Source organism: Paraburkholderia sp., assembly GCF_049581445.1.
Classification (GTDB): domain Bacteria; phylum Pseudomonadota; class Gammaproteobacteria; order Burkholderiales; family Burkholderiaceae; genus Paraburkholderia.
Genome location: NZ_JBAURZ010000076.1, coordinates 1 through 14,844, shown reverse-complemented (window position 1 = coordinate 14,844; position 14,844 = coordinate 1). Strand labels below are relative to the sequence as shown.

Annotated in this window: 11 protein-coding genes; 5 read left to right on the top strand and 6 right to left on the bottom strand. The window is 61.3% G+C overall.

The genetic code is table 11. The features are described from left to right. Nucleotides 1-16 precede the first annotated feature (16 nt). On the bottom strand, nt 17-3,601 hold the full coding sequence (locus WCA85_RS05935) for a response regulator (RefSeq protein ID WP_424062237.1): 3,585 nt from the start codon (nt 3,599-3,601) through the stop codon (nt 17-19). A gap of 412 nt (nt 3,602-4,013) precedes the next feature. Between WCA85_RS05935 and treA the strand changes: the two genes are divergently transcribed. Continuing rightward, complete coding sequence (treA, locus tag WCA85_RS05930) at nt 4,014-5,897, top strand: alpha,alpha-trehalase TreA (protein WP_424062236.1); 1,884 nt, start codon at nt 4,014-4,016, stop codon at nt 5,895-5,897. Nucleotides 5,898-5,980: 83 nt separating this feature from the next. On the opposite strand, the gene katE is transcribed toward treA, so the two are convergent. Next, nucleotides 5,981-8,092: a catalase HPII gene (katE, locus tag WCA85_RS05925; RefSeq protein ID WP_424062235.1), complete on the bottom strand. Its 2,112-nt coding sequence runs from the start codon at nt 8,090-8,092 to the stop codon at nt 5,981-5,983. A 374-nt stretch (nt 8,093-8,466) separates the two neighbouring features. On the opposite strand from katE, the gene WCA85_RS05920 reads away from it, so the two are divergent. Together WCA85_RS05920 and WCA85_RS05915 are read left to right on the top strand one after the other, a co-directional pair. Next, a complete protein-coding gene (locus WCA85_RS05920) occupies nt 8,467-8,820 on the top strand; it encodes a hypothetical protein (RefSeq protein WP_424062234.1) in 354 nt (117 codons plus the stop codon). 122 nt (nt 8,821-8,942) lie between these two features. After that, entirely contained in the window at nt 8,943-9,146 is a 204-nt protein-coding gene (locus WCA85_RS05915) for a hypothetical protein (protein ID WP_424062233.1), read from the top strand. A gap of 29 nt (nt 9,147-9,175) precedes the next feature. Here the strand turns inward: WCA85_RS05915 and WCA85_RS05910 are convergent, their stop codons facing one another. Further along, complete coding sequence (locus WCA85_RS05910) at nt 9,176-9,442, bottom strand: hypothetical protein (RefSeq protein WP_424062232.1); 267 nt, start codon at nt 9,440-9,442, stop codon at nt 9,176-9,178. A 687-nt stretch (nt 9,443-10,129) separates the two neighbouring features. Then, complete coding sequence (locus WCA85_RS05905; protein WP_424062231.1) at nt 10,130-10,318, bottom strand: CsbD family protein; 189 nt, start codon at nt 10,316-10,318, stop codon at nt 10,130-10,132. 1,098 nt (nt 10,319-11,416) lie between these two features. Between WCA85_RS05905 and WCA85_RS05900 the strand changes: the two genes are divergently transcribed. Continuing rightward, entirely contained in the window at nt 11,417-11,896 is a 480-nt protein-coding gene (locus tag WCA85_RS05900; RefSeq protein WP_424062230.1) for a hypothetical protein, read from the top strand. Between the two features lie 6 nt (nt 11,897-11,902). On the opposite strand, the gene WCA85_RS05895 is transcribed toward WCA85_RS05900, so the two are convergent. Then, nucleotides 11,903-12,799 carry a MipA/OmpV family protein gene (locus WCA85_RS05895; protein WP_424062229.1) on the bottom strand — a complete coding sequence of 299 codons (897 nt, stop codon included), beginning with the start codon at nt 12,797-12,799 and terminating at the stop codon, nt 11,903-11,905. A gap of 279 nt (nt 12,800-13,078) precedes the next feature. Next, nucleotides 13,079-13,969, bottom strand: coding sequence for a LysR family transcriptional regulator (locus tag WCA85_RS05890; RefSeq protein WP_424062228.1), 891 nt, complete (start codon nt 13,967-13,969; stop codon nt 13,079-13,081). 131 nt (nt 13,970-14,100) lie between these two features. On the opposite strand from WCA85_RS05890, the gene WCA85_RS05885 reads away from it, so the two are divergent. Next, on the top strand, nt 14,101-14,826 hold the full coding sequence (locus tag WCA85_RS05885; RefSeq protein WP_424062227.1) for a pirin family protein: 726 nt from the start codon (nt 14,101-14,103) through the stop codon (nt 14,824-14,826). Nucleotides 14,827-14,844 lie beyond the last annotated feature (18 nt).

Sequence of the window (14,844 nt, the reverse complement as noted above, 5' to 3'; positions counted from 1 at the left end):
GGATCCTCCTCGACCATTACCGCTGACGCAGCCAGACCCGACACAGCGACACCAGCTTGTCGACGTCGATCGGCTTCGAAATGTAATCGTCCGCGCCGGCTTCGAGGCAGCGCACGCGGTCGTTGGCCATCGCTTTAGCGGTCAGCGCGATGATCGGCAAATGCGCAAAACGCGGATTGCGGCGGATTTCGGCCATCGCCGTCAGACCGTCCATTTCCGGCATCATGATGTCCATCAGCACCAGATCGATCTCCGGCTCACTGGCAAGCAAATCGAGCGCTTCACGTCCATTACGCGCAATCTGCAGCTTCGCGCCGAGCGGCTCGATCACATGCGACAGCGCGAAGATATTGCGCACGTCGTCTTCGGCGAGCAGGATGCTGCGGCCTTCGAATGCGTTGTCGCGTTGCCGCACGGTGCGTAGCATGCGCTGTTGCTCCGGCGCGAGCGACGATTCGACGCTGTGCAGGAACAGCGTGACTTCGTCGAGCAGACGCTCGGGCGACTTCGCCCCTTTGATGATGATCGATTTCGAATAACGGCGCAGGCGATGCTCTTCTTCACTCGACAGCATGCGGCCGGTATAGACGATCACGGGCAGCGCGAGGTGTGCCGCGTCACCTGCCAACCGTTCGAGCAGGTCGTAGCCGGTGCCGTCGGGCAAGGCGAGATCGGTCACCACACAGTCGAAACGCGAGGTGTCCAGTTGCGCGAGCGCGGCGGCAAGCGTCGCTACCGCCACAATCTCAGTGTTTTCGCTTTGCAGCAGCGCGCGGATGCTCTCGCGCATGGCTGAATCGTCCTCGATCACCAGTACGCGTTTGAGGCGCTGCTGCAGACGCGCTTCGAGGCGGCGGATCGCGGCTTCCATCGTGGAGCGCGCAGTTGGCTTCAACGTATAGCCGATTGCGCCGAGATGCAGCGCCTTGTCGGCATGATCAGTGGCCGACACGATGTGGATCGGGATATGACGGGTAAGCGGATCGTTCTTCAACCATTCGAGTACCGTCAGACCCGAACGGTCCGGCAGGCCCACGTCTAGCAGCACGGCCGCTGGGCGCATGTCGCGCACCAGCGCGAGGCCGCTGGCGGCGTCGGTGGCGTGCAGGAAGTCGAAGTCGAGTTCGTGAGTCAGGTCGCGCAGAATCTCCGCAAACGGCGCGTCGTCTTCAATGGCGAGAATCAGCCGGCTGCCGCGTGCGCGTTCGTAGCGATCGTCGCTGATCGGCGCGGGGCCACTTTCCGGGGCCGCGCCGTTCGCTTCGCTGACTTTGGCTGCGGGTTCGGCGGTGATAATGCCAGCAGGTTCGCCTGAGGAGCCAGCCGCCGCTCCATTCAGCAGCGCATGGCTGACGGGCCTGGCGCCGGCCGCTGTAGTTTCAGCAGCCGAGCGAGCTAAAAGCTGCGCAGATGCGGCCGCTTCCTCGCGTGCTTCGGTGGCTGCGCTCATCACCGCTGAGGCGTCAGCCGGCAACCATAGCGAGAACACGCTGCCCTTGCCCAGTTCGCTCGCCACGCTGATGCGCCCACCCAAAAGCCGCGCAAATTCACGCGAGATCGACAGGCCCAGTCCGCTGCCGCCGTAATGCCGGCTGGTGGAGCCATCGGCCTGCTGGAACGCTTCGAAGATCATTTCGAGTTTGTCCGGCGCGATGCCAATGCCCGAATCGCGCACATCGAAGCGCAGCATGCCCTCTTCTGCCGGCGCCACCTGCAACGCCACTTCGCCGCGCTCGGTGAACTTCACCGCATTGGACAGAAGATTGCGCAGGATCTGCACCGTGCGCTGACTGTCGGTGATCAGCAGTTCCGGCACGCCAGGCATGCGCTCGAAGCTGAGCGTCAAGTGCTTCGCGGCCGCAAGCGGTGTGAAGGTCTCACGCAGCGACTGCAGCGTGCCATCCACCGAAACGTTTTCCAGTTCGATGTTGATCTGGCCCGCCTCGACCTTCGACAGATCGAGGATGTCGTTGATCAGCACCAGCAGGTCGCTATTGGACGCGTGAATGGTTTCCGCGTAACGCACCTGCTCTTCGGTCAGATTGCCGCTGCGGTTCTGCTGCAGCAGCTTGGCGAGAATCAGCGAACTGTTCAGCGGCGTGCGCAACTCGTGCGACATGTTGGCGAGAAACTCGGACTTGTAGCGGCTCGACTGTTCAAGCCGCGCGGCGTTGGCCGAGAGATTGTCCTGGGCGCGCAGCAGATCGGTCTTTTGACGTTCGAGGCGCTGTGCATATTCTTCGAGCTGGACGTTGGTCTGTTCGAGTTCGGCTTGCTGCGCTTCGAGTCGCGATTGCGAATCAAGCAACGCCCGGCCGCGTTCTTCGAGTCCTTCGTTCGACACGCGCAGCTCTTCCTGCTGAACCTGCAGTTCCTCGTTCAGTTGCTGGGTTTCGACCAGCGCGTCCTGCAGACGCTCGCGATATAGCGCCGCTTCGAGAAAGTCACCCATGCCGCCGGCGATCAGTTGCAGGAACTCCGCATCGCGCTCGACCATCGAGCGGATAAAGCCCAGTTCCACCACGCCATTCACGGCACCATCGTTTTCGATCGGGAGCACGATCAGATGCTTTGGCGGGCTCATGCCGAGGCCGGAAACCACCTTTACGTAGTTGTCCGGGACCTCCCGCAAGACGATCATTCGCCGCTCCTGCGCCGCCTGCCCGACCAGGCTTTCACCGCTCTGGAAGTTTTGCGCCGCCTGTTCGCTTTCGGCGCTAAATCCGTAACCGGCAATGCGGTGCAGCGTGCCGGTTTCTTTTTCGCGGACATAGAGCGCCGCCACCGCAGCCCCCAGATACTGGCCGAGAAAGTCCAGCATCGCCCGTCCGACCTGGATTGGCGTGGACTGTCCCACGACCTTTTCGGCCAGCAGGCGCTGGCCCGAGCGCAGCCAGACCTGCTGCTGCAATACTTGAGTCTGGGCATCCTGCTGCGCGAGAACGCCGTCATAGGTCGCGGACAGCGCGAGCAGTTCGCGCCGCCCCACCCACGCGAGCAGTCCGCTGACGATCAGGCTGAACAGCAGGAAAGTGCTGACGAGAGTGGTGCTGACGCGCCGGGTCGCGTCATCGCGCTCCTGACGCAGCCGTAGCTCGACGTCGAGAAAATCGCCGAATAACCGGCGTGTCTCATCGAATTCGACCTTGCCGTGGCCATCGCCGACGCTCGCTGAATAATTCAGGTTTCGGCGCCGCAAGTCGATCAGATCCTGAGCGTATTTATCCCACTGCTTCTGGATGGACGAGATCTCGTTGAGCCGTTCGACCTGTGTAGGGTTGTCCGACACGAGCTGCTTCAAAGTGTCGAGCTCGCCCTGAAAATGCGCCTGGCCCAGTTCGTACGGCGCGAGATAGGCCTCGTCGCCGGTCAACAGGAAGCCGCGCACGCTCGATTGACGATCGACCGCGAGGCGCAGCATTTCGTTGGCGTCGCCAATGACGCGCTCCGAATGCTCGGCCCAGCTCATCGTGCTTATCAAATACGCGATCAGCGCGACGAACACGGCAACGGTCAGCAGGCCAACACCTAAAGGCAGCGCGATGTTACGGCGAATGATGCGGCGAAAACGGTCTTGGTCGACAGCAGTAAGGGCGGGCATTTTTTCTGTATTTCGTCTGGTCAGCTTGCTCGGATCGGCAATTTCGACTGATGTACCGCCACTGCAGCATGCATTGCGTCACGTTTGCGGCGACAACCCCGGTAAAAACGCCACGCAAAGCTTTGCGCCGCACCGCGCGCTTCAAATTCGCCGCGCAACGGCACCGTATCATACAGTGAGTATCATCAGTCTTTCTATGAGGATCGCTTATCTGCACGGCTCGTCTAAAGCGATTCATGGCACAACGAACGGATAGCCCCGCGCCCCTGTCCAGAGGCACGGGACAATCAGACGTTCGTAGCAAACGGCGTACCCGCCCCGCCGCACATCGTCCCAAGCTGACGTCAACACGTAAAGGAACGTAACTTGCTGCCGCGGTCCTTCGTGTCCGACCTGCCCGCATTCGCTGCCCATGCCCAATCGCGCTCGCTCCGGAATCAGCCCGTTTTATCTTCGCCTTTGCGCAGCCGCGCTCGTCGCATGCCACGTTGGCTTCGCGTCGGCGATGCCGCCAGAGACGCCGCTCGCGTCACTGCCCGCCACCGCCAGTGCCGCACTTGGCGCGGCGCCTAAAGGGGTATCCAAAGTTGGCGGCGCAAAGGCCGCGCAGGCATTGGTCACGCAACATGGCAATCCGCATGCTCAAGTCTCTCCGGTTGCCGCCGTGCCGCCCTCGGAGCAGTTCGGCGAACTCTACCGCGATGTCGAACTCGCGCACCTGTTTCTGGACAGCAAGACCTTCGCGGACATGGTGCCCAACTCGGCGCCACAACAGATCGTGGCCGCTTACGCCAGCGCCCGGCAACAGCCGGGTTTCGATCTCGCGGGGTTTGTCCGGCAAAACTTCTCGACGCCGGCACATACGGTCAAGCCTTACGTCTCTGATCCCAATCAGGATGTAGTGGGCCATATCGACACACTGTGGGACGTGTTGCGCCGCGATCCGGATGCGACGGCCAGCCCATGGTCGTCGCTGCTGCCGTTGCCCGCGCCGTATATCGTGCCGGGCGGACGCTTCGACGAGATCTACTACTGGGATTCGTACTTCATCATGCTGGGTCTCGAGCAAAGCGGGCGGCATGACCTGGTGATCGACGAGCTAACCAATTTCGCCACCTTGATCGATCGCTATGGACACATTCCGAACGGCAATCGCACCTATTACCTGAGCCGTTCGCAACCGCCCTTCTTCTCGCAGATGGTGCAACTCGTCGCGCAGAAAGATGGTGACAAGACCTATCTGCAATACCTGCCCGAGCTACAACAGGAATACACCTACTGGATGGAAGGCAGCGGCCGGCTCGCGGCGGGTCACGCGTACCGGCATCTGGTGCGCCTACCGGACGGCACCTTGCTAAACCGCTACTGGGATGAACGAGCCGCACCGCGCGACGAGTCGTACCGTGAAGACGTCGAAACCGCGCAGCAGACGCCACAACGCAACGCAGGGGATCTGTGGCGCAATCTGCGCGCTGGTGGCGAAACCGGCTGGGATTTCAGTTCGCGCTGGTTTGCGGATGGCAAGACCCTCGGCACGATTGACGTGACCTCGCTCGTGCCCGTCGACCTCAATTGCCTGCTCTACCAGCTCGAACGCACGCTCGCGCATGCATACCGCCTGCAGGGCGATGTTACACGTGCCGAGAACCTGGAACAGCGGGCGAATTCACGCGCCGACGCAATCCGCCGTGTCTTGTGGGACCCTTCGCTGCAGGCCTTTAGCGATTACGACTTCGAGCACCATCAGTTGACGCATCGACTCACGGCGGCGACGGTTTATCCGTTGTATGCGGGGGTGGCGAACCGGCAGCAGGCGCAGGACGTGGCGCGTGCGGTTCAGCGCGGGCTGCTGCGGCCGGGCGGACTCGCGACAACCCAGTTCAACAGCGGACAGCAATGGGACGAGCCGAACGGCTGGGCGCCGCTTCAGTACCTTGCAGTGATTGGCTTGCGGCGCTACAGCGAGGGCGCGCTGGCGCAGACCATCGCCGCGCGATGGATTCACACCAATGTCTCGGCTTACCAGCACACCGGAAAACTGGTCGAGAAATACGATGTGGATGCGACCAGCACGGGCGTGTCCGCGGGCGGCGGCGAATATCCGCTGCAGGATGGCTTCGGGTGGACCAACGGGGTATTGCGGGTGCTGCTCGCGCTCTATCCTGGCGTGGTGAATGTGCCGGATACGAAGCCGTCGGCACTGGCCACGGGAGCGACCGGTCCTTCGGGAGTGGGTGCTTCGGCTGGGTCGCCTGCGCCGGCTTCTCCGGCATCCACGACGGCCGCGCCGCATTGACGTAACCGGCTTGCTCCCGTCCCGGAGGCAAGCCGGTAAGTCACACCCCGGTGCAAACTGCGCCGTCACGACGCAGTGGGAACCTACGCCGGCACCGACTCCGCGAGCGCCTGACGCGACCACACCCGATGCTGCTCAGCCGCGGCGACAAACACCTTCATGACTTGCGCGTGCTGTTTGTCATCGCCGGTCGCTACGCCGTCCGCGTTCTCGGGCAAGTGCGCCGCCTTGAGCACATCACGGCCGGCACCCAACGCGGCGATCGCCTTCAGATGCTTGAACGCTTCGAGCACGAAATGCCGTGCGTCGCCCGATTGCGCCAGTGCCTTCGCACCCGCTTCGCCGCCACAGACGACTACCGCGTCGAACATGATGGACGGCATGCCGGCGATCGTCGCATCCGGCTGCTCGCCGCCGATAGCGGCGAGCGTCGGCGCAACCAGTAACGGCGTCGCGCCTTCGTCACGCAGTGCCTTCTGCAGTGTCTTGAGCAACGCGGCGTCAGAACCTGGCGCGGCCAGCAACGCAATCTTGCAGGTCTTGATGCCCGGTTTTACACGATTGAGCAGACTCAGCGCGGGCGACGCCTTCACCTTCGACGCAGCGGGCGCCTTGCCCTTCTTCGGCGCCGGCAGTCCCAGCCCGTTGGCGACTTCAGCAGCGAGACCTGCGTCGAAGTTGGCGAGAATCTCATTCACCACGCGCTCACGAATTTCCGGCTTCGTCACCTTACCGAGTTCGAACTGATAAGCCGCGCTGATGTGGGCTTTCTCCGGCTCCGACATGCTCTGATAGAACAACGCGGCCTGCGAGAAGTGATCGGCAAACGATTCGCTGCGTACGCGAATCTTCACGCCGTCGATGCGCTCGTGATAGCTCTCGAAACCGCCATCCGACGCCGCCGGGTCGGTTTCCTTCGGCCAGCCGCCATTCAGCGAATTCGGCTCATACGACGCCTGCCCTACACTGATTGCCTGGCGATGCATGGCGTCGCGCTGATTGTTCTGGAACGGGCACACCGGACGATTGATCGGGATCTCATGGAAATTCGGGCCGCCCAGCCGGCTGATCTGCGTATCCGTATAGGAAAACAGGCGCCCTTGCAGCAGCGGGTCGTTGCTGAAATCGATGCCCGGCACAACGTGCCCCGGATGGAACGCGACCTGTTCGGTCTCGGCGAAGAAATTGTCGGGATTGCGATTCAGCGTCATCTTGCCGATGATCTTGACCGGCACCAGCTCTTCCGGAATCAGCTTGGTCGGATCGAGCAGGTCGAAGCCGAAGCTGTTTTCGTCCTTCTCCTCGACGATCTGCACGCCGAGTTCGAACTCGGGAAAATCGCCGCGTTCGATGGCTTCCCACAAGTCGCGTCGATGAAAATCCGGGTCCTTGCCGGCGAGCTTCTGCGCTTCGTCCCACAGCAGCGAGTACGAACCGAGCACTGGACGCCAGTGAAACTTCACCAGGCGCGCGTTGCCACTCGCGTTGACGAAGCGGAATGTGTGGATGCCGAAGCCCTCCATCGTGCGCAGGCTGCGCGGAATGGCCCGGTCCGACATGGTCCACAGCACCATGTGCGCAGATTCAGGCACGAGCGAGACGAAGTCCCAGAAGGTATCGTGCGCCGATCCACCGGTGGGCATTTCATTCGGCGCTTCCGGTTTGACCGCGTGAACGAAGTCCGGAAATTTAATCGCGTCCTGGATGAAGAACACCGGCATGTTGTTACCCACGAGGTCATAATTTCCTTCCTGCGTGTAGAACTTGACCGCGAAGCCACGCACGTCGCGCACCGTATCGGCTGAGCCGCGCGGACCCTGTACGGTCGAGAAGCGCACGTAGACCGGCGTCTGGACGGACGGATCCTGCAAGAAAGCGGCTTTGGTGTACTCCTTCATCGATTCGTAGACCTGAAACACGCCGTGGGCGGCACTGCCGCGCGCATGCACGACCCGCTCCGGGATACGCTCATGGTCGAAGTGGGTGATCTTCTCGCGCATGATGAAGTCTTCAAGCAGCGAGGGACCGCGCGCTCCGGCGCGCAAGGTGTTCTGGTTGTCGGCGATCTTCACGCCCTGGTTGGTGCGCAGCGCCTCGCCGTCCGGGCGCAAGCGAAACTGTTCAAGATCTTTCGACTTTGGATCGGCGCCCGGGGTGGCGGTTGCGGGCTGCCGGCTACTGGTTTTACCTGCCATGGGGAAACTCCTTGCGTTCGGCGCCGCCAAGCAAAACGTCGGTCTGGCGCGAACTTCGAATTGAGCAAGGGACATTCCCAACGTGAGGTGGCAACGGGAAGCATGGGTCGGGGCGGGTTTCCGGCTGGGCGTTGCGGCGTGTTGCGTTGTGTAGTGCGCGCGCCCTTGCCTGCGCGAATACGTTGCACAAAAACCTGTATGAATGTACAGTAGTTTGCATATGCCGGTCGATGCCGTGGGCCGGCGCAGGTTGGGGGCGCCGCTCACGGGCCGCCGCCCAGATGGCGTCGCTAGTGGATTTCATTTCGTACAGCAAGGGGTGCGATCCGCGCATAGTGAGCGGCGAAACAAAACGAACAATGATGGAGAACCAGATGCTTCGAGTCCTGGGCGCGGGTGCAATGCTGTTTGCGCTCGCATCGACCGTCGCGGCAAGCGAGCATTACGTGGAGATCTGGAATCCCCCCGAGGCGCGCCTCGTGAAACCGGCCACCAAATGCAAGCCGCACTCCTGCAAACCCGCGCTCATTGCGCACACCATGCCGAAGGCGGGCACGCGTCGGGTCGCGGACCCGCTGGCCAAAGCGTCGCCAGTGAAGCACGGCAGCAACGATGCCCCGAGGAAAACGGCGAGTCCGAGTGTTATTGACATCCCTCGCATCATGACGCCGGAAGGCAACGTTTTGCGCGTGGGCGGCAGCAGCATGGCGGTTTCCGTGGTGCGGTAGGTGGCGCGGCGCAGACTTCGCTTCGTCTGCAGACCGTTTCGTTGTAAAAGAGCGCGCACAATGGGTGGATGAAATGCGGTCTGGCGGACATGCCAGCGAAGCCTCACCTCTACGACAACAACATGGAATCCGAAATCTACAAGGGATACGCGATCTGGGGCCATGCCATCGTTCAGGACGACGGCTACGCGGCGAGCGGCACCATCACGCGAGGCAGCAAGATGGTGGAAGGCTCGGGCGTGCTCGGCCATTTCGAAACGGAGGACGAGGCGCGGCTTGCAGGGCTCGACTGGGCGCGCGCGTGGGTTGATAGCCACGGCGAGTAGCGCGGACGGGTTGCGCGTAGCGGCACTCGTCAGCCGGCAAATGTATAGCCCTCGTGACTGGAATAGCCTGAATAGTTGTCGATCAGCAGCAGAAGATCGGCTTCGTTGGGTTGCGTACCCCAACGGCTGTGACCTGAGATCGATGCGATGGCGAACCACGAATGCGGCGGAAACCACTCTGCGCGCACGTTGGTCCCGCTGATGATTCGTAAACGGCCGGTATCGCAAAGAAACTCGGCGCGAACCGTTTCCCCGTCCACCACTTTGCTAGCAGTAATCGGCACGGACTCAAACATGATGTCCTCCGGTTGGTGAACCACTCTATCCAGCTAAAACTGCAGTTGCGTGTCGGATCCTCCTTGAGGTCGAGAAGCGGATGGGCGTCGGACAACAAACATCCATGCCGCACGGAGGCGGTGCTGGCGGTCTGCCATGCCCGTGCTTTCCGTTCCTTACACAAACGCAAGTTCTATGCCGATTTGGTCAACTGCCCATGCGACGGGCTTTTGCCCGATGAGAGCCATGGCGAGTGCTGAATACCATGTCCTGAAAACGAACGGGAATGCGCTTTTATTGAGCAGTCGAACACCGGTTCGGTGCGAACGTTAAGGGAGCCCATGCGAATCGAGCGGTTGGGTTTGAGATTTTTCGACTAGAGGATTTTTGCGCCGCGAAGGCAGGCGCGCAGGCCACGCCCCGGTGCAGCGAAGAAACATATGGACCGCGACTACAAGCGTCAAAACGAGGCGCCGGGCGTTATCAGCTTTTGCTGTTGCATACGGCATCCTAATCATTCCACAGCGTTGTCGGATCTAATGGAATCTACTCGGATTGAATCGGCCGGATGGGTCTGTTGTCGCCGTCTGATTATGCCGGCGCCCCCGCGCGCAAAGCGCGTCGGGGGGCCGTTTTCATGCCGTCAAACGCACGTTGGAACGGGTTTCAAATCCATCCGCCGTGCGATCAACACTGCCCATCAACGATCAATGGTGGCGCTTGGCTTGATCCTTTGCCGCTTCGCGCGAATCGCCCATGTCCTTGCGGGCTTGTCCCGCGGCTTGCTGGACGTCGCCCTTCATTTCACGGTTGACATTGCCGGTAGCCTTCCCTGCGACTTCGTTAACCTTGCCCTTTGCCTTTTCGGCAACGCCCTTCACTTGATCCTTGTTCATGACGTCCTCCATAGGTAGCGACTGGATGTCGCGGCACCCAACCATGTCGCAAGCAGCGTACCTGCGGCGCGTGGTTCTCGGTGGCTATCCCTCGGACAACCAAACTTCCGGGCGCGCGGCCCCCGTCAGCGCGCCGTCCGGCTGGATCGAGACCGCTTGAGCGAACCGCGCGGATGCGCTTCTCGTGCAGCGCCCTAACCTCGCTTGGCAGCGGCATACGGCACGGAAACCGGTAGATTCACGCAATTCATTGAACTGCACCGTCATTCGCCCTCGTTTCGCCAGATCGCGCCGCCCTCTTCGTCATTACACTGGTTTTCATGGGCAGGACGATTCACCCAGCCCATACGCGGTCTTCTCCCCGCGTTGTGTTTTGACCGTACCGTAAGAGCAGTCCGATAGACGTAGTGTGTAAGCGCATCACAGCAGCGAACGCAGCATTTGATGTCAGCAATACGTAGTCGTAGTTGCCGTAGAACACCGAGCAGTAGCAGTACCCGTAGAGCAGTTGTCGTAGAACACCCTGCATCAGCAGTACCGGTACAGCATTTGCCACAGAAAGCCCAGCAATAGCAGCAGTCGTACAGCCGTTGCCGTGGAACACCCCGCAGTAGCAGCACCAGCAGCACAGTTGCCGTAGAACACCCAGCGGTCGCAACAAAGATGCAGCACATAGGAAAGCAACAGGGTTTCGCAGTAATACGAGGATGAAGGACCAAGCCTTGAAGTAGTGAAGAGCGATGATGTTGTTGTGGTGGGACCAGGTCGGCAAGCATCCACGCGCCTGCACGACTCTTCCATCCTGTCGAGCCCTGCCCCCACCGGGACAGGGCTTTTTTTTGCGTTTGCCCCGGGCGCGCCACCTCGGCGTGCTGCAGTTCTTTCGTTCCTCGTACGAATTCGAGCCACCGGTAACACCTGTACCGGGAATGGGTTACACATTTACCCGGGTCCATACGGTGCCTTTAAGACTGTCTTAATTGTTGCTCGCCATGATGCTCACAGGACGTCACGCAAAATGTCCTTCACCCGCCTCCTGCGTGTCGCAGGTCGCTGTTTCGGGTGGATCAGGCGTTATAGAAAGAGGTGAAAACCGTCATGCCCAGCAAATCACAACATCGCAAACGCAGTCAGGCCGCCATGTCGCCGCTTCTGCGCGCCCTTACGTTCAGCCGGGCAGCGCACGAGCCAGTCACGCAAGCCATGCTGCTTCAGTGTTACACCGCGCTGGACGCCTTCCAGCGTGGCCACGGCTCGCGCGAACTGTTCATGACGCTTGGCCGGCACCTGCTGGTCTCCGAAGAGTTGTGCCGTCTTGGACTGGAGGCGCCGGGTCTGGAATACGTCGAAAGCGCGCACGCGGCGATGGTGCAACTGGATGCCACTGAGCAACAGCCCGGCGGCTGGCGTCTTGGCGAGGATGAATCTCTGCGGCTTCGCGCGGCGTTGTCGATTCTCGACAAGCAACTCGCCGAAGCGTCGCTCGAAATGATCGCCCGTGCAGAAGCGCGCATGGTGAAAGGCTTGCTGCGTGCCGGACGTGAACAGGCGCGCACGCCTGCGGCGGCCTCCGCCTGATAGCGCTCAAAACTGATAGTTGACCGAGAGATCGAGCACCCCGTTCGAAGAGCGCTGCGTAATCGGACTACGCGCAGCGCTGCCGACGAGTTGCTCGAGCGCAAGATCGCAAGCGGCAAACCAGTGTTTCTGGAAGAACCAGATCGCGCTCACGCCGAAGCCCGCGGACTTGATCCCCGCGCTCGCGTGGTAGTACGAGTACTGGGACGCGGCCGCCTGAGTGTCATTGACGCCGAACCAGGTGTTCATATAGTTGGAGTCGGCGAATGTCACGCTAGGTCCGGCAAACCAGAAGAATGTTTTCGAACTGCCCGGCAGCGGCATATACACACCCAGGTCACCGATCCAGCCGTTCGAGCCGCCGAAACTGCGCCGTATGTCGGCGCGCAGCACCAATGGAAAGTCCTTCGAGATCACATAATCCGCCGCCAGTTTCAGCTCTGGGGCCGGGTTGATATTGCCCATGCCGTGCAGATGTTCGTCGTCGTCCTGACCACGCCTGCCCAGGTCATAGGCGGCGGCAATACTGATGCGCCAGTTCTGGCCTTGCAGCACATTCGCGCCGAAACCTTCGCCGGTTGAAGCGAAGTACAGATCGCTATAGCGGATATCGATGCTCGGGCCGCCTTCAAAGTGGTAGCGATCGGAGCCGTCGTACCGCGGCTGGAGCGCGACCGCGCCACCCACCGCCACTTGCCACGTGGGAATCTGCGGCTCCATCAGCTTTTCGAGCGGCACGCCCGCCGAGTATTGCCATTCCTGCAGTGGAGCGGGCGTTTGGGCCATGGTTGTCGCCGGCATCGCTGAGGCTCCGATAATCGCGGCTGCTGCGAGCAACGGCGCCGAATTTCTTGTTTGTTTATCGCGGCTCCTGACCGTCCGCGTTCTGCGACTGTTCAACACCCATCCTCCGATCGCGCCTGCTGCGAATTGATTGACCGCCTGTCGCTGAGTTTCACGCGAGGCTGTAACGCCTGCCACGCAATCACATCTCGCGATGTAATTTTTTCAGCGTACGGTACAGATAACCCAGCCGCTTCAGCGGATCGACGAGCGCAGCGCGCCTTGAGGACGTGCCTGCTGCGATGCAATCCGCCGGACGGCTGGCGTCGGCAGGCTCGACGTTCGCAATATCCGGGCCTGATTGGTCGGGGGGACAGAGCGCGCGTGTTTCGGCTTCGCTCAGGCAGCCAGCGATTTGACCAGTTGCTCGCGCAAGAACGCGATGAACGCCTGGATGGTCGACGAGCTTTGCCGGTGCTGCGGGTAGACGGCGTAAAGCGCCGATGCATGAGGCAGGAACGGTTCGAGCACAGGCACCAGTTGCCCCGCATTGATCCCACCCGCGACGATGAAATCCGGCAGCCGCGCGATGCCGAGTCCGGCAATGGCCGCGTCTCGGATCAATTCGCCATTGTTGGCGCGTAGCGGACCATGCACCTCGATCGCTTTGTGCGCGCCGTCCACGATGAACTCCCAGGTGGCCGGGCCGCCGTGCCCGTACAGCAGACATGCGTGACGTTCGAGATCGACGGGCGCCGCGGGCGTGCCGCGCCGACGCAGATACTGCGGGCTGCAGCTGGCCACCATGCGCACCTCGGCCAGCTTCTGTGCAATCAGCGTCGAATCCGCCAGAGTGCCGATGCGAATCGCCATGTCGAAACCTTCGCCGACCACATCGACGGTCCGATCGCTGAGTTCCATATCGAAACGCACATCGGCGTGTTTCTTGAGGAACATTGCCACCAGCGGCGACAGATGCACCATGCCGAACGACATGGGCGCGCTCACCCGCAACAGACCGTGCGGCGCAGCCCGCCGCAGCGACATGGCCTGCTCCGCGTCCGCCACCTCACCAAGGATACGCCGCGCCCGCTCGTAGAACTCCTGCCCCAGATCCGTGACCGCGAGCTTGCGCGTGTTACGGATCAGAAGACGCACCCCCAACGATTCCTCAAGCGCCATCACACGCCGGCTGACGAACTGTTTCGACAGCGAGAGCCGGTTCGCCGCCGCCGTGAAATTGTGGGCGTCGACCGTGGTGACGAAGATGCGCATGTCTTCGAGCTGCATTGAATTGTCTACTCCATCGTGACAGTGTTTCCCGATCAAGGCTGATTATAAGCACATTGATTGACGTAAACTGCTGTTCATGGATCACGGCGAAACAGGCTTCCCGGATCGCACAATCAAGGAGAAACAAAATGCTCGACATCAGACACGCCAATCAACGCGGCCGCGCGGAGCACGGCTGGCTCAGTTCGCGTCATACGTTTTCCTTTGCGCACTATCACGACCCTAAGCAGAACGGCTTTTCCGATCTGCTGGTGATCAACGACGACCGTGTCGCGCCGGCTCAGGGCTTTGGCAAGCATCCGCACCGCGACATGGAAATCTTCTCGTACGTGCTGGAAGGCGCGCTGGAGCACAAGGACACCATGGGCACAGGTTCCGTGATCGTGCCTGGCGATATCCAGTTGATGAGCGCAGGCACCGGCGTCGCGCACAGCGAGTACAACCACTCGCACAGCGACCCCGTGCATTTCCTGCAGATCTGGATTGCTCCGGCAAAGACCGGTACGGCGCCACGCTATCAGCAAAGCCACTTCAGTTCAGAGGCCAAGCGTGGCGTGCTGCGTCTGGTGATCTCGCCGGATGGCGCGAATGAATCGCTCGCGGTTCAACAGGACACCCGGGTCTATGCGGGACTGTTCGACGGTGACGAACAGGCGCGGCTGGAACTTGCGCCAAACCGTTACGCTTATATCCACGTCGCACGTGGCAGCATCACGGTGAACGGGGTCGTGCTGGGTGAAGGCGACGGCGTGCGGGTGCGTGATGAAGAGTTGCTGACGTTTACGCAAGGCCGGGATGCCGAAGTCCTAGTGTTCGACCTGCGTAACAACGAGACTTCGGAGTTCTGGTCGTAAGAAGAGTTCGGCCGGGAG